Annotated in this window: 14 protein-coding genes and 1 rRNA gene; 10 read left to right on the top strand and 5 right to left on the bottom strand. The window is 56.2% G+C overall.

Translation table 11 applies throughout. From position 1 onward, the window contains the following. A 16S ribosomal RNA gene (locus tag ABLV75_RS06420) occupies positions 1–1,134 on the bottom strand; the annotation flags it as partial. Positions 1,135–1,738: 604 nt separating this feature from the next. Between ABLV75_RS06420 and ABLV75_RS06415 the strand changes: the two genes are divergently transcribed. Continuing rightward, positions 1,739–2,863, top strand: coding sequence for a cupin domain-containing protein (locus tag ABLV75_RS06415; protein ID WP_004108708.1), 1,125 nt, complete (start codon positions 1,739–1,741; stop codon positions 2,861–2,863). A gap of 66 nt (positions 2,864–2,929) precedes the next feature. Here ABLV75_RS06415 and surE read toward each other — a convergent pair whose 3' ends face one another. After that, on the bottom strand, positions 2,930–3,805 hold the full coding sequence (gene surE / locus ABLV75_RS06410; protein WP_004108710.1) for a 5'/3'-nucleotidase SurE: 876 nt from the start codon (positions 3,803–3,805) through the stop codon (positions 2,930–2,932). 494 nt (positions 3,806–4,299) lie between these two features. Here surE and ABLV75_RS06405 point away from each other — a divergent pair, with 494 nt between their 5' ends. Beyond that, a complete protein-coding gene (locus ABLV75_RS06405; RefSeq protein ID WP_004108712.1) occupies positions 4,300–5,079 on the top strand; it encodes a histidine phosphatase family protein in 780 nt (259 codons plus the stop codon). 84 nt (positions 5,080–5,163) lie between these two features. Continuing rightward, positions 5,164–6,507, top strand: coding sequence for an OprD family outer membrane porin (locus ABLV75_RS06400; protein ID WP_032704975.1), 1,344 nt, complete (start codon positions 5,164–5,166; stop codon positions 6,505–6,507). Between the two features lie 41 nt (positions 6,508–6,548). On the opposite strand, the gene ABLV75_RS06395 is transcribed toward ABLV75_RS06400, so the two are convergent. Then, positions 6,549–7,913 carry an MFS transporter gene (locus ABLV75_RS06395; RefSeq protein WP_032704977.1) on the bottom strand — a complete coding sequence of 455 codons (1,365 nt, stop codon included), beginning with the start codon at positions 7,911–7,913 and terminating at the stop codon, positions 6,549–6,551. A gap of 564 nt (positions 7,914–8,477) precedes the next feature. Between ABLV75_RS06395 and ABLV75_RS06390 the strand changes: the two genes are divergently transcribed. From ABLV75_RS06390 to ABLV75_RS06365, 6 genes are all read left to right on the top strand, one after another. Next, positions 8,478–10,127 (top strand): signal transduction protein, encoded by a 1,650-nt coding sequence (locus tag ABLV75_RS06390; RefSeq protein WP_004108719.1) that lies wholly within the window; start codon positions 8,478–8,480, stop codon positions 10,125–10,127. A 144-nt stretch (positions 10,128–10,271) separates the two neighbouring features. Continuing rightward, positions 10,272–11,723, top strand: coding sequence for an MFS transporter (locus tag ABLV75_RS06385; protein ID WP_004117633.1), 1,452 nt, complete (start codon positions 10,272–10,274; stop codon positions 11,721–11,723). A gap of 52 nt (positions 11,724–11,775) precedes the next feature. Then, positions 11,776–12,879: a mandelate racemase/muconate lactonizing enzyme family protein gene (locus ABLV75_RS06380; RefSeq protein ID WP_004108723.1), complete on the top strand. Its 1,104-nt coding sequence runs from the start codon at positions 11,776–11,778 to the stop codon at positions 12,877–12,879. Positions 12,880–12,902: 23 nt separating this feature from the next. Beyond that, entirely contained in the window at positions 12,903–13,730 is an 828-nt protein-coding gene (locus tag ABLV75_RS06375; RefSeq protein WP_004117630.1) for an SDR family oxidoreductase, read from the top strand. After that, complete coding sequence (locus tag ABLV75_RS06370; protein WP_049591320.1) at positions 13,724–14,635, top strand: dihydrodipicolinate synthase family protein; 912 nt, start codon at positions 13,724–13,726, stop codon at positions 14,633–14,635. Before ABLV75_RS06375 ends, ABLV75_RS06370 begins: the two co-directional genes overlap by 7 nt. Next, positions 14,622–15,053 (top strand): heme-binding protein, encoded by a 432-nt coding sequence (locus tag ABLV75_RS06365; protein WP_023329185.1) that lies wholly within the window; start codon positions 14,622–14,624, stop codon positions 15,051–15,053. Before ABLV75_RS06370 ends, ABLV75_RS06365 begins: the two co-directional genes overlap by 14 nt. Positions 15,054–15,189: 136 nt before the next feature. Here ABLV75_RS06365 and ABLV75_RS06360 read toward each other — a convergent pair whose 3' ends face one another. Then, on the bottom strand, positions 15,190–16,203 hold the full coding sequence (locus ABLV75_RS06360) for a LacI family DNA-binding transcriptional regulator (RefSeq protein WP_004117622.1): 1,014 nt from the start codon (positions 16,201–16,203) through the stop codon (positions 15,190–15,192). A 210-nt stretch (positions 16,204–16,413) separates the two neighbouring features. Further along, positions 16,414–17,445, bottom strand: a complete 1,032-nt coding sequence (locus ABLV75_RS06355) for a DUF1176 domain-containing protein (protein WP_195440913.1) — start codon at positions 17,443–17,445, stop codon at positions 16,414–16,416. 383 nt (positions 17,446–17,828) lie between these two features. On the opposite strand from ABLV75_RS06355, the gene ABLV75_RS06350 reads away from it, so the two are divergent. Further along, on the top strand, positions 17,829–18,623 hold the full coding sequence (locus ABLV75_RS06350) for a DNA/RNA non-specific endonuclease (protein ID WP_204723871.1): 795 nt from the start codon (positions 17,829–17,831) through the stop codon (positions 18,621–18,623). The last annotated feature ends 99 nt before the right edge of the window (positions 18,624–18,722 follow it).

Genomic DNA, 18,722 nt, shown 5'->3' with positions numbered 1-18,722 from the left:
AATCGCTGGCAACAAAGGATAAGGGTTGCGCTCGTTGCGGGACTTAACCCAACATTTCACAACACGAGCTGACGACAGCCATGCAGCACCTGTCTCAGAGTTCCCGAAGGCACCAAAGCATCTCTGCTAAGTTCTCTGGATGTCAAGAGTAGGTAAGGTTCTTCGCGTTGCATCGAATTAAACCACATGCTCCACCGCTTGTGCGGGCCCCCGTCAATTCATTTGAGTTTTAACCTTGCGGCCGTACTCCCCAGGCGGTCGACTTAACGCGTTAGCTCCGGAAGCCACTCCTCAAGGGAACAACCTCCAAGTCGACATCGTTTACAGCGTGGACTACCAGGGTATCTAATCCTGTTTGCTCCCCACGCTTTCGCACCTGAGCGTCAGTCTTTGTCCAGGGGGCCGCCTTCGCCACCGGTATTCCTCCAGATCTCTACGCATTTCACCGCTACACCTGGAATTCTACCCCCCTCTACAAGACTCCAGCCTGCCAGTTTCGAATGCAGTTCCCAGGTTGAGCCCGGGGATTTCACATCCGACTTGACAGACCGCCTGCGTGCGCTTTACGCCCAGTAATTCCGATTAACGCTTGCACCCTCCGTATTACCGCGGCTGCTGGCACGGAGTTAGCCGGTGCTTCTTCTGCGGGTAACGTCAATGAATAAGGTTATTAACCTCACTCCCTTCCTCCCCGCTGAAAGTACTTTACAACCCGAAGGCCTTCTTCATACACGCGGCATGGCTGCATCAGGCTTGCGCCCATTGTGCAATATTCCCCACTGCTGCCTCCCGTAGGAGTCTGGACCGTGTCTCAGTTCCAGTGTGGCTGGTCATCCTCTCAGACCAGCTAGGGATCGTCGCCTAGGTGAGCCGTTACCTCACCTACAAGCTAATCCCATCTGGGCACATCCGATGGCAAGAGGCCCTAAGGTCCCCCTCTTTGGTCTTGCGACGTTATGCGGTATTAGCTACCGTTTCCAGTAGTTATCCCCCTCCATCGGGCAGTTTCCCAGACATTACTCACCCGTCCGCCACTCGTCACCCGAGAGCAAGCTCTCTGTGCTACCGTTCGACTTGCATGTGTTAGGCCTGCCGCCAGCGTTCAATCTGAGCCATGATCAAACTCTTCAATTTAAGTTTGATGCTCGTAGAATTAAACTTCGTAATGAATTACGTGTTCACTCTTTGAGACTTGGTATTCATTTTTCGTCCGAAGACGTTAAGAATCCATGTCACTTTGAGTGCCCACACAGATTGTCTGATAAATTGTTAAAGAGCAGTGCAACGCGGCTTTCGCTCACCGTTGCGAGGTTGCGTATATTACGCTTTCCTCTTTCAGAGTCAACCCTGTTTTTCAGGATTTTTTCTCTTCAACCAACCGGCTGTTTGTGTGAAGTGATTCACATCTGCCGTGTCAGTGGGAGCGCATTATAGGGAGCTGCCGGGATATAGCAACCCTAAAAATACAAAAAACTTATCAAGCGCTCATAATTTAAACTTTTCACGACTAACCTTTGCTACGAAAAACCGTAAGAACCCAGGCACCACAAGGCCTGCAGCGCATTTTAGCCAAAAATGAGATTTTGCAAAAAACGGCGTTACCCACTTCAGGTTTTCCCTCTTTTATGGTGCCGTTAGTTCAGATGATGAATTAAGCATCAGCCTTGACCCATGACAAAGCGGCTTGAGGGTGCATATTTCTATAATCAGGCCCGTTTCTTCTTATTGGTATAAACCTATGGCTTATCAACTCAACATTAACTGGCCCGAGTTTTTAGAAAAGTACTGGCAAAAGCAGCCGGTGGTATTAAAGAAGGCTTTCGCCAATTTCGTCGATCCGATTACCCCGGATGAACTGGCCGGGCTGGCCATGGAACCGGAAGTCGATAGTCGACTGGTGAGCCTTAAGAATGGTCAATGGCAGGCCAGCAACGGGCCGTTTGAACATTTTGATGGCCTGGGCGAAACCGGCTGGTCGCTATTGGCTCAGGCGGTAAACCACTGGCACATGCCTGCCGCTGAGCTGGTGCGCCCTTTCCGCGTACTGCCGGACTGGCGTTTAGACGACCTGATGATCTCCTTTTCCGTACCGGGCGGCGGCGTGGGCCCGCACATCGACCAGTACGATGTCTTTATTATTCAGGGCATGGGTAGCCGCCGCTGGCGCGTGGGCGATAAGCTGCCGATGCGTCAGTTCTGCCCGCATCCCGCGCTGCTGCACGTCGACCCGTTCCCGCCGATTATTGATGAGGATCTGGAGCCTGGCGATATTCTGTACATTCCGCCGGGATTTCCGCACGACGGAATCACTCACGAAACGGCGCTGAACTACTCCGTTGGCTTCCGCGGGCCAAACGGCCGCGATTTGATCAGCAGCTTTGCCGATTACGCGCTGGAAAACGATCTCGGCGGCGAGCACTACAGCGATCCGGATTTAACCTGCCGTGAACATCCGGGCCGGGTTGAAGAGTATGAACTGGAACGTCTGCGCGGCATGATGATCGAGATGATTAGCCAGCCGGAAGATTTCCGCCAGTGGTTTGGACGTTTTGCTACCACGCCGCGCCACGAGCTGGATATTGCGCCAGCTGAACCGCCTTATGCAGAAGAAGAGATTGTCGACGCACTGGAGGGAGGCGAAATGCTGACTCGCCTGAGCGGCCTGCGGGTACTGCACATCGGCGATAGCTTCTTTATGAATAGTGAACAGCTTGAGCCAACCGAACCTGCGGCACTGGACGCGCTTTGCCGCTATACCCTGCTGGGTAAAGATGAGTTAGGTGAGGCCGCACTGCGCAATCCGGCCTTTATCGCCGAGCTGACCCGTTTGATTAACCAGGGCTATTGGTTCTTCGACGAATAGCGCTTCATCATCTGTTCATATAAAGAAGGCGCGAATAGCGCCTTCTTCTTTTATATCACTACGACGTTATTTTCCGAGCAGCGTCTCATACTGCGCCTGGAACTGCGGCGCGTTCCATGAACCATCAAACAGGGTGTAAGTAATATATCCTTTGTTGAGCCAGCCCGAGTCATTATCCCCTTCCGCCGGTTTTATCGCTTCCGGATTCATCGTCTGTTTTGCAGTGCCGTCCGCCAGCAGTTCATAACCAATCTGCGGCGCGGGGAACTGTTCATTCTCAATATAATGAACGCCCTTAATTTCAGCCGACGGCAGCGGCGGATAGTTAATGCTCAAACCGGACCCTTGCGGCAAAATCGGGCTTCCCGGTTTATGCGCGGCGTTAAGTTTATCAACCAGCGAGACAACGTAATCCACCGAGTCAGGCCAGTACTTATGCGTGCTCGGCCATTTGTTCTTCATCTCTTCTTCCGTGAATCGGTAGCCAATACTGGCGGCAATCGCCGGGAAGCCATAGCGAATGGCGCGGGCTGCAGCGCTAACGGTACCGGAGTTAACCTGCGCCATACCGGTATTGGGGCCGTCGTTAACGCCCGAGATCACCAGATCCGGCGGCGCGTCTTTCAGCACGCCCCACAGGCCGAAATCCAGCGCGTCGGCCGGCGTTCCCGGGAAGCAGTAGCGTTTGTCAGCGGCTTTTTTGACATCAAAGACCTTACCCGTCTTAAAGGTGATTGCCGACCCGATCCCGCTCTGATTCGTTGCCGGCGCCACCATCCAGACGTCATATCCTTTGGCCGCCAGTTTTTCCTGCAGCGATGTGGTTCCCACAGACTGGCAGCCATCGTCGTTAACCAACAGTATTTTCAGCGGTTTTTCAGCAGCCTGTACGCCAGCGGCAGATAACGCCAGAATGGCGGCAGTCAGAATTTTCGTTCTCATCATCACTCCTTGTTAGGTAGCAGAGGTATTTATCAGGCGCAAAAAAAAACCTAAGACTCCTGCCGCACGCCAAATTGGCGGACAGGAGTCTTAGGTTTTGCCTGTGGTCAGTAACAATCCCAGAGTGAAGCGAAAATAACGCCAGTGCGCGGCAGAGTCCAGAGCGGACATCATTATTTTGTGACGGAGATCAATCCCCAATAATTATTTAAGTCAAAAACTGCCAATTATTCTGAAAATTAAACTTAAGATACATCTCAACCAGCAAAATTACCTTCATGAAGACGATCACATTTATTGACAATAACAATAAATAGAGGGTGTCTTTTTGCATAATTAGTGCTAACGTCACCGCTGTTGGATTGTTACTGTCAAGAACAGGCGAAACCTACGTCATAGAGTTCGAGCGAACATAACTTTATTTATGCTTCGCGTCGAATATCTGACGTAGGTTTTTTTTTGCTTATAAAAAGACCATTCAGGTGGAGCGTTATATGAAGAAGTGGCTAATAGCATTAATGATGGCGGCAGGTGCGGCAACCTGCTCGGCAGCGGAAGTTAAAAACGACGATGGCGTGAATATCTATTTCGCTCGTCACGGCAAAACGCTGCTGAATACGTTTGACCGCGTACAGGGTTGGGCTGACTCCCCGCTTACTGAAGACGGCATTCGCGTCGCACGTTATCTCGGCGAGGGACTAAAAGGCATTCCATTTGATAGCTTCTATTCCAGCGATGCCGGACGTCAGCGTGAAACCATGCAGGTGATACTTAAGCAAGCCGGAGTAAGTGATTACAAACTTACTGAGCTAAGCGGCCTGCGGGAAGCCTTCTTCGGCGGTTTTGAAGGCGGCTATAACAAAGATATGGCCGACGCCGGCGCCAAACAGCTGGGGCTTAAAGATGGCGCTGCGCTGTTCAGCCAAATGAAAGCGGGCACCCTGGCCGTTGATACCAACCAGAATGCGCTGGCTGCAGCCGATCCCAAAGGCATGGCGGAAAACTATCAGCAGGTAAAAACCCGCACCCAGGCAGCGCTGCATACCATCATTGAAAACGCGCAGGCCCGGGGCGATAAAAACGTGCTGGCGATTTCATCCGGTACCGCAATGCAGATCATGATTTCCGACTTAACGGACGATAACGCGAAAAACAAACCGCTTGCCAATGCCGCGGTGGTTAAAATTGTTTATAAAGACGGCAAATATACCGTTCCTGAAATCGGCACTATGAAATATGTCGAAGCCGGAAAACAGGCTCTCGATAAAAAATAATACCCACGCTTAATTATTTATTACGGCAGACTTCAGGCGAAAACACCTCGCCTGGATCGCTGCGTCCCTACTCTGGGGTTTATTATGAAAATCAATACTACAACAGTCGCCATTATGCTGCTGGCTATTCCCGCCAGCGCCTGGTCAGCTTCGACCACTAACAGCCTGAAGGAGCGCGATTATATCGATACCGTGCTCGACGATCCGTTATTCAGCCAGTCTCATCTGAATTTATCCTTTAAAAACTACTGGAAATATCTTAAGGAAGAAGAGACCGAGCCGAAGAAAGTCCATAATGCCTGGGGTCAGGGCGTCGCCGTCGATTATCAGTCCGGCTATTTTGCCGATATTATTGGCTTTGATGCCACATACTACGGGGCGGTAAAGCTCGGCGCCAGCGATTACTTTAACTCCCGCGGCGTACTCTATAACAACGGCAGCGGAAATAACAAAAGCAACGCTGAAGGCTTTTCCAAATTTGGTCAACGCAATATCAAGCTGCAGTATCGCCTGGCGGACACTCATCTGAACGCCCGCTGGGGCTGGCAGACGATGAAAAACTTTGGCGTCATCTCCAACTCGACCCGCCTCTCTCCGACCACCTACCTGGGCTGGACCGGCGCGGTGAACTACGGTCCCTTCACGCTGCGCGGCGCGTACATCGAAAGCGCGATGGATCGTAACTCGCCGGATAAGAAACGCTTCCAGACCAACAGCGGACAGTACATTAACCATATCGCCAGCGGCGATATTCTGTGGCAAAGCGAGCACCTGAACATGCAGTACGGCTATGGTGAAAGCGACAGCTATCTGCGCCGCCATATTCTGTTTACCAATATTAAGCCGATAAAAGCGCTGAACATCGGTACTCAGGTCTACGCCACTCACGCGCTGGACGAGTATAAAGCGATGCCGGCAAATAAGCGTGACTTTGACGATGATGCCTGGCACATCGCCATGGATGTGAAGTGGCAGGCGGACAACTGGAGCACCAAGTGGGGTCTGGGCTATACCGATGCGAATAAGGCCAATGAAGTGGGCTTCTACCCGCGCCATATGAGTAAAAACTCGCGCGGGACCTTTATCTCAATGGCTTACGCCGGCAACGACTATATGCGCGACGGTGAACTGGTTCTCTCTAATATGTCGGACTATAACCTGACGCCGGAGCTGGCTATCGGTCTCGCCGGCAACATCGCCCAGTTTAACTACCGCGGCAACCACGTCCGTACCGGGGAAATTAACGCCTTCAGCCGCTGGGTGCCGACGCACCCGAGACTGAAAAATCTCACCGTCTGGGCGATGTTCGGGCCGGGCTGGTCCTATAAGATGAATGGCAAAACGCCGGTGCTTACCGACGGCCATTACAGCCGGGCCAACTCGCTCTCTTCGGAAGTGATTATCGAATATAAATTTAATCTGTTCTGATACGCCCGCCCCGCCGGTCATGGCGGGGCAACCCTCCCCGGCTACTTCTTCACCTCATTAAGCTCATCGTTATAGCTTTCCCGCGTCACGCAGACGCACAGGATGGTAATTAGCGCCATGCAGGCGAGAAACAGCGAGATGGGCCACGATGCGCCACCGGACCACACCAGCAGTAAGGTACCGATCATCGGCGTTAAGCCGCCGACGATATTCGCCAACTGGAAGCCGAGCGACACGCCGGTGTAGCGCACGCTGGTGTCAAAAAGCTCCGAAAAGAAGGCGGGCTGGACGCTGAACATCATGCCCAGCCCCACGGAATAGCAGAAGGTGGTGGCGAACATAAACATCTTCACCGAGCCGGAGTCGATCATCCAGAACAGCGGGAAGGCAAAGATCAACGTGATCGCGGCGCCGGCCAGATAGACCGGTCGGCGGCCAATTTTATCGGAAAGCCAGCCGAAGAACGGAAAGGTAAAAATGCCGACAAAACTGGCCAGCAGCAGCCCGTTCAGCGCCGTTTCGCGAGTAAAGTTGAGTTCCCTTGTCACATAGGACATAAAGAACGCCACCGTCAGCCAGCCCAGAACAATCTCCCCCATGCGCATACCCATCGCCAGGAATACCGCTTTACGGTGATGTTTGAGCACGGTGAGAACAGGAAACTTCTGCTCGGCCGCTTTCGGCACGTTCTGCTGCTGCTTCTGATTCTCCTGAAACACCGGCGTCTCTTCGATCCTTGAGCGGATAAACATCCCGACGAACAGCAGCGCGATGCTTAACAGGAAAGGCACGCGCCAGCCCCAGGACATCAGGTCATCCTCCGGCAGCATCACCACCAGCGCAAAAACGCCGGTGGCGATAAACAGGCCAAGCACGTTGCCCAACTGAACAAAGGTGCCAAAAAAGCCCCGGCGATGGCGCGGCGCATACTCGGTGATCAGCGTCGTCGCCCCGCCCCATTCGCCGCCGATGGCAAAGCCCTGGCAGAGGCGCAAAAAGATAAGTATCAACGGCGCGGCGTTGCCTATGGTGTCGTAGCTGGGGATTAACCCTATGAAAAACGTCGAAATCCCCATAATCATCAGCGACAGAACCAGCGATTTCTTGCGGCCGATCTTATCGCCATAGTGACCAAATACGATGGCACCGATGGGCCGGCTAACGAAGGTAATCGACAGCGTCAGGAAGGATACCAGCAGCGCCATCAGCGGCGAGAGGTTAGGAAAAAACAGCGACGGAAACACCAGCGCGGCGGCGGTGCCGTAGATAAAAAAGTCATAGAACTCAATCGTTGTGCCAGAAAGACCGGAGCCCAGCACGGTGAGCAGCTTTCTTCTTTCATGGGTTTGTTGCGATGTTTGTTCATTTTTTGCAGGGGCAATGGCGGGCGAGGTAAGCAGGGTCATCATTAAATCCTCTGTCCTGAATCATTATTGTTTAGTCGGGCAGCGCCTGGCTAACATCGTTGGCGAGGGAAAATCACCAACAAGCTAACTCGAATTAGCTAATTATAACAAGATACAGAAATTCACAACGTAAATGCTAAAAGAGTGTGACCAGGATCGGTTAAATTTTAACACTCCTGTCAATCACCCCAGACAAAATGCTCAAACGGAAAAATAAATAATTCAATAATTTCAATTCATTAAATATCAAACCTGAATTTACCGTCCTCGCTGCGCTTCCCGCCCGCCTTTCTGCACGCCTTTAAACCGCCTCAGCAAACTTTCCTCGTCACTTCACCCCACCTTTTAAAATAATGTTTTTAAAATTAATTAGTTAAAAATTTCACATTGATAGCCATCACAAATCCCCGGCAAAGGGTTTGTCCCTGTCTTTTTTTTATCCTAATTTGCTAATTCGAGTTAGCCATAGAAATCAGTCTGCCTGAAGCGGCTGATGCGGCGCTAATCCCTGCGCAGAACGATCAACGATAACTAAGCGACCTACCCCCTACAGGAGAAATTCACATGTTGAATTTAACGTTACCCGCCGAAGCCGGGCTTATTACCCCGCAGCCAGGCGAAGTCTTGATGGTCACCAATGCGGATCTCCGCGAACCGGCTAACGTCACCTGCTGGCCCACGCAGAAGCTGTTTGAACAGCGTCTGGAAACGGCGCTGGAAACATTAGGCTACCGCCTGCGCCGCGCCCATCCGGTCAACGAACGCCGCGGCCACGGGTTTATCAGCAGCCAGAAAGAGGGTAGCGAGCTGTTCGCCGGGATCGATCCGGATGCGCCGATTATTGTCCTGCTTACCGCCTGGCAATACTCCCATCACCTTGCGCCTTCGCTGGTACATCATCGCGGCCCTATTTTGCTGCTCGCCAATTTTGACGGCACCTGGCCGGGCCTCGTCGGCATGCTCTGTATGGCAGGCTGCCTCACCAGCCTGGAGCGCAACTACTCGCGGCTGTGGTCGGAAACCTTCGCCGACGAGGCGTTTATTCGCGGCCTGGATACCTGGCTGCGCGACGGCCATCTCAGCCATAAGCTCGGCTATCTGCATCCGGTTGCGCCCAGCGCGCCGCTGCTGGCCAGCGAAGCCGGACAGATTGGCGTGAAGGTTGGGCAATCGATCCTCAAACACAAGGCCATTGTCGGCCTGTTCGATACCTTCTGTATGGGGATGATCAACGGCGTGTTCCCGCAAAAAGCGATGATCGACGTAGGGATGCCGGTGGAGTCGCTGTCGCAATCGGCGCTGCTGGTTGAAATGAACAAAGTGCCGACCGACCTGCGCGAAGCCTGTCTCGACTGGTATGAGACCCGCGGCATGCGCTTCCGGTTCGGCGCCGACGGGACGAAGGATCTGACCCGGGAGCAGGTGCTGGAACAGTGCGCGATGATGATCGCCATGGCGCGCTTCGTGAAGCGCTTCGGCCTGACGGCGGTGGGCGTGCAGTATCAGCAGGGGCTCAAAGACAGCTGCGCCGCCTCGGATTTTGCCGAAGGCGCCATCGGCAACGCGGAACGTTTCCCGATCCCGGATGAGAACGGCGAGATCGTCTGTCCGGACGCGCCGATCCCCTGCATCAACGAGGTGGATATGGGCAGCGCCATCCCACAGGTGATGCTGGCGAAGCTGCTCGGCGCACTGGGCATGGCGAGCGAAACCACCCTTCACGATATCCGCTGGGGTAGCGAATACAACGGCACGTTCTACTGGGATCTGGAGATCTCCGGCGCGGTGCCGTTCGCCCATCTGAAGGGCGGGATCGCCGGGGCCACCGGCTATCGCCAGCCGGCGATGTTCTTCCCCTACGGCGGCTCGACCATTGCCGGTCAGGGCAAAGCCGGACGCTTTATCTGGGCGCGAGCGCATTACGAAGGTACCCAGGTGATCCTGCATATCGGCACCGGCACCGCCGTCGAACTGCCGCATGACGAATTCGAACGCCGCCGCCGGGCAACCAACTACGAGTGGCCATTACTCAACGCCGTTCTCGACGGGGTTTCGCGCGACGATTTAATGGCGGGCCACCAGAGCAACCATCTCAGTCTGGCTTATGTAGAAGAGGAGGTATTATCCGAAGTGCTGAACGCCTTTATTGCCCAGGCGCTGACGCAAAATATGAAAGTCTTTATCGCAGGCGATGCGCATTTATTAATGAAATAACAACTGATTCGCTTATGTAATTTTTACGTTGTTAGCGATCCTGGCAAACATCCGCTTCATTCGTCTCTTTATCGCCCATAAAGAGCGGATTAACGCGCATCTGTCCGGGCGGGCCCTCCGCCTGCCCGGATAAGAGAGGATTATATGTATCAGCAGCAACATATTGAATTTATTATCCAGAAGGCAAAGAAACGGCTCGATCAGCAGGAGGCCCCCGGCTGCACCAAAGCGGGATGGCTGATGATCACCGCATTATTAATTGAGTCATGGGATATTTATTCCATGGCGTTTATTTTATTCGCCCTGAAAGATATTTATGAGCCCAGCAGCTGGCTGCTTGGTTTTACCGCCGCCGGCACCCAGCTTGGCGCGGTGGTCGGCGCGCTGCTCGGCGGCTGGCTGACCGATAAGCTCGGACGGCGTAAAATTTTCCTCTGGTCGATGATCCTGTTCGCGATCTTCGCCGTTCTTCAGGGCCTGGCGCCCAATATGTACTGGCTGGCGATTATTCGCTGCCTCGCCGGGATCCCGGTGGGCGCGGACGTGGCTAACGGCTTTACCTACATCATGGAGGTGATGCCGAAGGGCAAGCGCGAAGTGATGGCTAACCGCTGGCAGTTTATGTTCGCGCTGGGGATTATCGCCGCCATTCTGCTGGTCACCACGCTGGTGGCGCTTGATGTTCATCCGGATATGATCTGGCGCATCGTGCTGGCGGTCCCGGCGATCCCGGCCTGCCTGCTGCTGTTTATGCGTCGGGAGCTGCCGGAGACGCCGGCGTGGTTCGTCGAACGCGGCCGCTTTATCGAAGCGAAACAAGCCTCCCGTGACTATTACGGCGAACAGGATGGCCGTCTGCTGGACGATATTCTGCCCAACGAAAACGTCACCATCGCCGACCCGACGCTCAAAGAGACGCTGCACGATCTGTTCCGTCGTCCCTTTACCCGCCGCACCACCCTGTTCGGCTGGTTCTCCTGCGCCGTGCAGTCGTTTGAAAACTACGCCTTCTCCTTCTTCCTGCCGCTGATCCTCGTCACCATCGGGATTTCCGGGCAGATCCAGAATAACCTCGCCCTGCTGGCGGTGAACTGTATCGCCGCGCTCTCGGCGTTTGTCGGCCCGCTGCTGTTGCCGAAGCTCGGGCATAAGGGACTGAGCAAATACGGCTTCCTGCTGGTCACCATCGGCATCTCAATTTCGGCGTGGGGCGTCTACAGCAGCAGCTTTGGTTTTATCATTTTCGGCGCGGCGCTGATGCTGTGGGGCCATTACTGGGATTCCGAAAGCGGCATGACGGTGATCTCGCTGGTGGCAAAACCGCGCTATCGCGGCGTGGCCTCCGGCATCGGCTATACCATCGTCAAGGTCACCGCCTTCGTCACCACCCTGGTCTTCCCGGCCCTGTTTGAAGCGGTCGGCGTACCGGTCGCCTCAATGATTATCGCGATCGCGCCGTTCTGCGCCTTCCTCGCCTCGATCTTCCTGCTGCCGGAAGTCTTCGGTCATGCGGTGGGCGACGAGAACGATCGAGAACATGATGCCAGCCCGGCAATCGCCCTGGAGGGGCATGAATCCCCGGCCTCCAAACATTAACCGCCCGGGCCGCAGGGGCGGCCCCCGCTGAACCCATAAAGGAAGGAATCAGATGAACAGCACAAAAATGCCCGTGATTGAAAATATCGAACTGATGACCGCCCGCGTTCCGCTGCCGGAAGGCCCGTGGGGAGATCAAATTCACCACGTCACCGATATCGAAGTGGCGATAGTTGACGTCTACGGTTCTAACGGCCACGTCGGCACCGGCTTTAGCCACACTTCCGGCTGGTGCGGGAAAACCATCTCTGCGTTGATTGCCGAGATTATCCCGGACGTTATTGGCCAGCCGCTCTCCCCGCGCGGCCTGTGGCATCGCTCGTATAAACACGTACACGACGTCGGCGGCGCGGGCGTCACCACCCATGCCCTGGCGGCGCTGGATATTGCCTACTGGGATCTGTTAGGTAAAACCCTCAACGCGCCGATTATCGACATTCTTGGCCGCGTGCGCGATCGCGTTCCGCTGTACGGCAGCGGCATCAACCTGCATCTGTCCATTGAGGAAGTGATCGACCAGGTCAAGCGCTGGAAAAGCACCGGCTATCTGGCGGCGAAAGTGAAAGTGGGCAAACCGACGCTGGAAGAGGACGTGGAGCGGCTGCGTAAGATTCAGGAGGCGGTGCCGGGCTTCCCGCTGGCGGTGGACGCCAACCAGGGCTGGAACTTCCCGCAGGCGCTGCGCGCATTCAAGCTGTTCGAGCCGCTTAACCTGCTGTGGATTGAGGAGCCGCTGCCCTCCGACGATATCGCCGGCCACCTGCGGCTGCGCGAACGCAGCGCCACGCCTATCGCGCTGGGAGAAAACGTCTATAACTTAAACCAGTTTACGCAGTACATCGAGAGCGGCAGCGCGGATTACATCCAGGCAGATCTCGGCCGCGTCGGCGGGATCACCGGCTATCTGGATATCGCCGCCGTCGCCCGCGCGCACAACCTGCCGATGACGCCGCATTTTGTCATGGAGCTCAGCGCCAGCCTGCTGGCTACGGTGCCGAATATCTCATACGCCGAGATGACCGACGGCGGGCGCTGGAAAGATCTGCGCATCATCGCCGAAGCGGGCGAAGAGGTGGACGGCTACTACGTACCGAGCGAACGGCCGGGCCACGGCATTATTCTCGATCGTGATTACCTCGCAACCCACAAAATCTAACCACGCAGTGAGGGGAAAGGACAATGGAAGACACGTTATTCTCGGTTAAAGACAAGGTCATCATTGTGACCGGCGGCCTTGGACAGCTGGGGGCGCAGTATGTGAAGACGTTACACGAACGCGGCGCGAAGGTGGCGGCGCTGGCCACCCGCGTCGATGCCGCGCGCGTCGACCGCGTGCTGGGGACGATTAAGGACTCCGACCGCCTGCTGTGCGCGGAAGTGAATATTACCGATAAAGCCAGCATTAACCGGGTGCTGGACAGCATTGAAGCGAAGTGGGGCGTGCCGGATGGCCTGGTCAACAACGCGGGCGTCGACACCCAGCCCAGCGCGCCGCCGGAAGTCTCCGGGCCGTTTGAAGAGTTTCCGGAAGAGGTGTTCCGCGAGGTGGTGGAAGTGAACCTGGTCGGCACCTTCCTGATGACCCAGCAGGTCGGCAAACGCATGAAGCAGGCCGGCAAAGGCGGCTCGATCATCAACGTCGGTTCGATCTACGGCGTGGTCTCTCCGGTGCAGGATATCTACAGCTACAAAAAAGAGGACACCGGCATTCCGTTCGTCAAACCGGTGGCCTATTCGGCGGCAAAGTCCGGGCTATATAACTTTACCCGCTACTGCGCCACCTACTGGGGGCGCGACGGCATTCGCGTCAATACCCTGACCCTCTCCGGCGTCGAGCGCAGCGATCAGGACCCGCGCTTTCAGAAAAACTACACCCACCGTATTCCCATCGGGCGGATGGCGAAAGCCCACGAGTACAACGGCGCGGTGGTGTTTTTGCTCTCCGACGCCTCGGTCTATATGACCGGTTCCAACGTGGTGGTGGATGGAGGCTGGACCGCATGGTAAGCGATAAATGGCAGCGTTTTCGCGGCATTATCTCCGCGGTGGTGACGCCGATGCACGCCGATGAGTCGGTGAACTACGCGGCGCTGGACGCGCTCGCCCGCGCCCAGCTGGCGCGCGGGGTTGAAGGCTTTTACTGCTGCGGCTCCTCCGGGGAGGGACCGTTGCTGCGTTTCGATGAGCGCAGGCAGGTGCTGGCGACGCTGGTGCAGTCGGCGGGCGGTCAGGTGCCGGTGATCGCCCACGTCGGGACGCCACGCACCCGGGACGCCGTCGAGCTGGCGAAGCACGCCGAGCAGGACGGCGCCAGCGCGGTGTCGCTGGTGCCGCCCTACTACTACAAATATAGCCGCGAGGAGATTATCGCCTACTACCGTCGGGTGCTGGACGCCATTTCGATTCCGGTGATTTTGTATAATATTCCGCAGTTTACCGGCGTCGAGCTGGATGCCCAGAGCGCCGACGCGCTGCTCGGCGAAGAGCAGGTTCTGGGGGTGAAGCATACTTCGCATAACCTCTATTCGCTGGAACGCATGATCGCCCGCTACCCGGAGAAAGTCTTTTTTAACGGTTTCGATGAGATCTTCCTTTCCAGCCTCGCGGCGGGCGCGACGGCCACGGTTGGCACCACGGTTAACCTGCAGCCGGAGCTGTTTCTCGCCCTGCGCAGCGCTTTTCAGCAGGGCGACATCGCCCGGGCGCAGCGCCTGCAGCAGCAGATCAACGAGGTGGTGGAGCAGTTGGTCGCGCGCGGCGTGTTCCAGTCGGCGAAGTATCTTACCGCGAAAGAGACCGTCGATACCGGCCCCACCCGCGAGCCGTTTGTGGCGCTGACGGCGGCGCAGAAAGGCGAGCTGGATGACCTCTATCTGCGCTTAAGGGGGTATATCGCCGATGCCGGACAATGACGCGTTCTGTCCCCAGGTCCGTCTGAACGATAGCGTTGTATGCCAGCAGGTCGCGCGGTTTTTACAGGAGACGGAAAGCGATGCGCGAACCCGGGGGCTGGCAGTGGCGGTTGTCGGGCCGGAGGGCGAGCTCATCGCCTTTGGTGCGCACGCTCGCTGCCCGCCGCTACCGCGCCAGCTGGCGCAGCGCAAGGCCTGGAGCGCCCTGCGCTTTCGCCGTCCGACGGCAACGCTGGCGCAAGAGGTCAGCTCCGGTACCCTGCAGCTGGCGGTATTTAACGACCCGCAGCTGCTGGCGATGCCGGGCGGCGAGCCGGTGATCGTCGACGGGCTGGCCATTGGCGGCGTCGGGATCAGCGGCCTGCCGCCAGAGCTGGACGCCGGGCTGGCGGCGCGGTTTGTTCAGCGATTGACTTGATGAGGGATCGTTAAGGGTTCCCGGATTGCGGCGCCCGCGCCTTATCCGGGCTACCAGCGCGCGCAGGATGCGGTATTTGTAGCCCCGGCCAGCATAGCGCGGCCGGGGATTGACGTGTTCACACAAGCCGTGTCATTTACTGGCTCCGCTGCTTCTCTACCGACAGCGGGCGATGAATCAGGGTCATCGGGACGGTGATCTTCACATCGGCATTTTCCCCCTGCAGCTTCTGCTGCATCAGATGAAACGCGTGCTGCGCCCAGGCGTCCTCATCCTGGCGCATCGACCACACCGCGTTCGGCAGAAATCCCAGCATCTGGTGTTCATCGAAGGTGCCGATGGGAATATCCGACGGAATAAAGCCGTAGGTTTCCCGCAGCGCGCTCAGCGTCCCTTCCAGAATGGGCAGGGAGGAGGCGATAAACGCCTTCGGCGGTTCGCGATGCTGACGGAGAAAATCGAGCATCAGCTGCTTGCCCTCTTCCTGACGGTTATGGCTGGCGGACAATATCCACTCCTTCCCCGCGGGCAGCTCGCTCAGGTAGCCCTGCAGACGACGCTGGATCGACGGCTGCTGGGTATCCCCGGCGATAAAAAAAATCGGCGAGACGTCCACCGCCTGGGTCATCGCCTGCACCAGCTTTTTGCTGCCGTTATAGTTATCACTCACCACCAGCGACACGTCGCTCTCGCCAAAATCGCGGTCGAGCAGCACCAGCGGCCGCTTGCGCGCCACCTTCTGGTGATGCAGCTGCGTTTCCCGGGTAGAGGGCACCACGAAGAGCCCGTCAACGTTGCGCGCCAGCAGCCCTTCAACCAGACTATTTTCATGCTCGCTGTCGCTGTAGGTGCAGGCAATCATTAGCTGATACCCCGCCTGACGGCAGCAGGCTTCAAGCTTTTCCGCCAGGGTGGAGAAAAACAGGTTGGATAAACGCGGGATCACCAGCCCTAAGGTCTCGGTTTTATTGAGCTTCAGGCTGCGGGCGATATGGTTAACGACCAGCCCGTTCTCGGCGATGTAATCATTAATACGCTGCTGCGTTTTGGCGCTGATGCGATACTGCTCAGCTTTGCCACCCAGCACCAGGCGCACGGTGGTAATCGAGATTTCCAGCGCCCTGGCGACTTGCTCAACGGTTTTGGCCATAAACTCATTTTCCATAACGAACAGAACGGCTTAATCATAAACTAATTCGAGTTAGCAATACATTAGCCGCGCTGTTATTTTGAACAAGGCGTCAGTTTTCTGCCGCCTCTGCCGCTCTCGATCGCGATCCTGCTACGCTGGCGATCGTTAAGATCCTTCTCCGCCCTCTCTGTCGACGTGTGTGCCGGGAGAGATTCTGGCCGCGCTATTTCATTTTGCCAGTTTAACCTCGGTCACCCAGGTGGGGAGATCCCATGTCCCGCCGAGGCGAAGATAGCGGCACATCCCGGTGGTCGCTTCACGGCTTTTACGGAACGTTGTGCCATCCCAGAGCCAGCTTGCCGTCCCCCAGCAATCGCCGAGCCCTCGCCCTTTCTGGCTCATAAAAATCTCGCCGTCACCATACTCAGAACCGGAGACCGTGATAAGCGTCGGATTGCCCTCAAGTTTGCTATCCACAACCCAATAGCCATATCCCTCGTTATAGGCCGCCCGCCAGCACAAGGCCGAAATCAGAGAATGGGCGTGATCCAGCGGCGTCAGGCTAATGGTTTCAGGCTTCTCACCCTCCTCAGGCTGGAGGCGATCGCACCAATCATCGTTCTTTAGCGTGGCCAGAAGCTTCGGCTTGAGCACCGCCAGCTCAGGCGCGGTTAACGCTCTCTCCTGCGTTTTCTCAGGAATGACCCGGTGAATAACCGGGGCGGGAATCGCTGCCCGGACGCTATTTTCCGGTCTGTCGCCTTTTTTGGTCAACGCGCCCGGCGTGCCGATTCGCCCCTGAACATCGTCCATTTTCAGCAGTACCGCGTAAGCGCCTTCGCCGGAAAGCACAAACGGCGCCTCCCCGCCTGTAAATTCGACCTTCCCGCTGCCTTTGATGGTGTTAACGATCGCCCGGGCCTGATTCTCCGACAGCGGCCAGCTCTCTTTTGCTGGCTTCACATCGCCTGCCGGCTGGCCGTTGATCAACAGCGTCAGTTTGCCCGGCAGAACGTCGCTGTCGGTCACCTCCGCCAGCATCAGCTCTCCCGAGACGGCAGTGCCCGCTCCGGCCTGGCGGGTCAGCAGCACCGAACCGCCTTTTCCTTCTTCAGCGCTGTATCCCGCCGCCCGGCAGGTCAGCGTGTTATCGCATACCACTTCCCAGTCTTTGTGGCTGAATGAAACGCCGGTTTCCGCCAGCGCAGGGAGACTAAGTATGGCCAGTGCCAGCACGCCTCTCCAGCGTTCCTTTTTCATAACTTATCTCCTTAATCGGTCATCCGCGTAGTCTGAGTAATCCTCCTCGCAGAGAGAAGCGTTTTCCCCTGCCGCGACATTTTTTCAGACAACGACATGGATGCCGCACCGCTTTACGCTTCGCTGGACATATTCCCGCCCGTTCAGCCCGGCTGAAAATAGCGGGCAGCGAGTCTGATTACCTCATTCAACATCATTTCTGAGATCACAAAATAACATCCGCCGTGATGTTAAATCATCTTGTGATATTCCGCGCGGCTGCGACCGGCTAACTCTTTTTACGCTCTCACTTCATCTTTGCGATTCATAGGTGAATTCCGCTCTGATTATTCAGGGGGTTCTTTTATGCATCGATTCATCTTCTCTGTGACGTCATCAACAACATGAAGCTATTCAGAATATTCAGCGTATTGCCGTCGTTATTTTTTGCCGCCGCGTGCGTTGCCGGGTTATCCCACGTAGATAATTGTGAAGTGGGCTGCCCGACCGGTGGAAGCGACCAGACGCTGGTTCGCGAAGCCTATACGCTCAACAACAACAGCCACCGCAAATTCGCCAATTGGGTGGCGTATAAAATCACCAAAGCCAGCCTGGCCAGCGGGCGTTCGCGCAGCTGGAAGCGCGATCCGGATTTACCCGCTGCGGATACTCTTGCCCCCGCGGCATACAAAGGGGCCAGCGCAGCATTGGCGGTCGATCGCGGGCATCAGGCGCCGCTCGCCGGGCTCGGCGCCAGCGCAGACTGGCAGGCGTTAAACTATCTTTCCAATATCACCCCTCAGGCCTCCGACCTGAATCAGGGGGCGTGGGCGCGGCTGGAGGATAAGGAGCGCGCCCTCGCCGAGCGCCGCGACGTGGCGGCGGTGTGGTCCGTTACCGGGCCGCTGTTCGAACGGCATATCGCCACCCTGCCCGCCGCGCCCGAGGTGGAGCTTCCCAGCGGCTACTGGAAGATTATTTTTATCGGCTCCAGTCCGGATAAGGGCAAATACGCGGCGTTTTTGCTGGATCAGGCGACGCCCAAAAGTGCCAGTTTTTGTGATTATCAAGTGACGGTGGAGGAGATTGAGCGGCGGACTCATCCGGCGCTCTCGTTCTGGTCCACCCTGCCGGCAGGTATCGCTCGCCGCCTGAAGTCCCGGAAGGGGACGCTGGCAAAAGAGATGGGGTGCCCGTAATTAGGTATGGGCATCCTGTTGCGTGCATTATCTCGCTTTTATTTTTTGAATCTGCTTTACGGTTATTTCAGCAATATCAGGAAAGTCATTTTCCACAGG

Source organism: Klebsiella sp. CN_Kp066 (genome assembly GCF_040065135.1).
Lineage (GTDB): Bacteria > Pseudomonadota > Gammaproteobacteria > Enterobacterales > Enterobacteriaceae > Klebsiella > Klebsiella oxytoca.
Note: the sequence above shows the minus strand (reverse complement) of the source record. Positions and strands in the feature narration are given on the sequence as shown.

Excerpts from the sequence above, each read along its gene's own strand:
- ABLV75_RS06415 (WP_004108708.1), top strand. The coding sequence starts at position 1,739 with ATGGCTTATCAACTCAACATTAACTGGCCCGAGTTTTTAGAAAAGTAC.
- surE (WP_004108710.1), bottom strand. The coding sequence starts at position 3,805 with ATGAGAACGAAAATTCTGACTGCCGCCATTCTGGCGTTATCTGCCGCT.
- ABLV75_RS06405 (WP_004108712.1), top strand. The coding sequence starts at position 4,300 with ATGAAGAAGTGGCTAATAGCATTAATGATGGCGGCAGGTGCGGCAACC.
- ABLV75_RS06400 (WP_032704975.1), top strand. The coding sequence starts at position 5,164 with ATGAAAATCAATACTACAACAGTCGCCATTATGCTGCTGGCTATTCCC.
- ABLV75_RS06395 (WP_032704977.1), bottom strand. The coding sequence starts at position 7,913 with ATGACCCTGCTTACCTCGCCCGCCATTGCCCCTGCAAAAAATGAACAA.
- ABLV75_RS06390 (WP_004108719.1), top strand. The coding sequence starts at position 8,478 with ATGTTGAATTTAACGTTACCCGCCGAAGCCGGGCTTATTACCCCGCAG.
- ABLV75_RS06385 (WP_004117633.1), top strand. The coding sequence starts at position 10,272 with ATGTATCAGCAGCAACATATTGAATTTATTATCCAGAAGGCAAAGAAA.
- ABLV75_RS06380 (WP_004108723.1), top strand. The coding sequence starts at position 11,776 with ATGAACAGCACAAAAATGCCCGTGATTGAAAATATCGAACTGATGACC.
- ABLV75_RS06375 (WP_004117630.1), top strand. The coding sequence starts at position 12,903 with ATGGAAGACACGTTATTCTCGGTTAAAGACAAGGTCATCATTGTGACC.
- ABLV75_RS06370 (WP_049591320.1), top strand. The coding sequence starts at position 13,724 with ATGGTAAGCGATAAATGGCAGCGTTTTCGCGGCATTATCTCCGCGGTG.
- ABLV75_RS06365 (WP_023329185.1), top strand. The coding sequence starts at position 14,622 with ATGCCGGACAATGACGCGTTCTGTCCCCAGGTCCGTCTGAACGATAGC.
- ABLV75_RS06360 (WP_004117622.1), bottom strand. The coding sequence starts at position 16,203 with ATGGCCAAAACCGTTGAGCAAGTCGCCAGGGCGCTGGAAATCTCGATT.
- ABLV75_RS06355 (WP_195440913.1), bottom strand. The coding sequence starts at position 17,445 with ATGAAAAAGGAACGCTGGAGAGGCGTGCTGGCACTGGCCATACTTAGT.
- ABLV75_RS06350 (WP_204723871.1), top strand. The coding sequence starts at position 17,829 with ATGAAGCTATTCAGAATATTCAGCGTATTGCCGTCGTTATTTTTTGCC.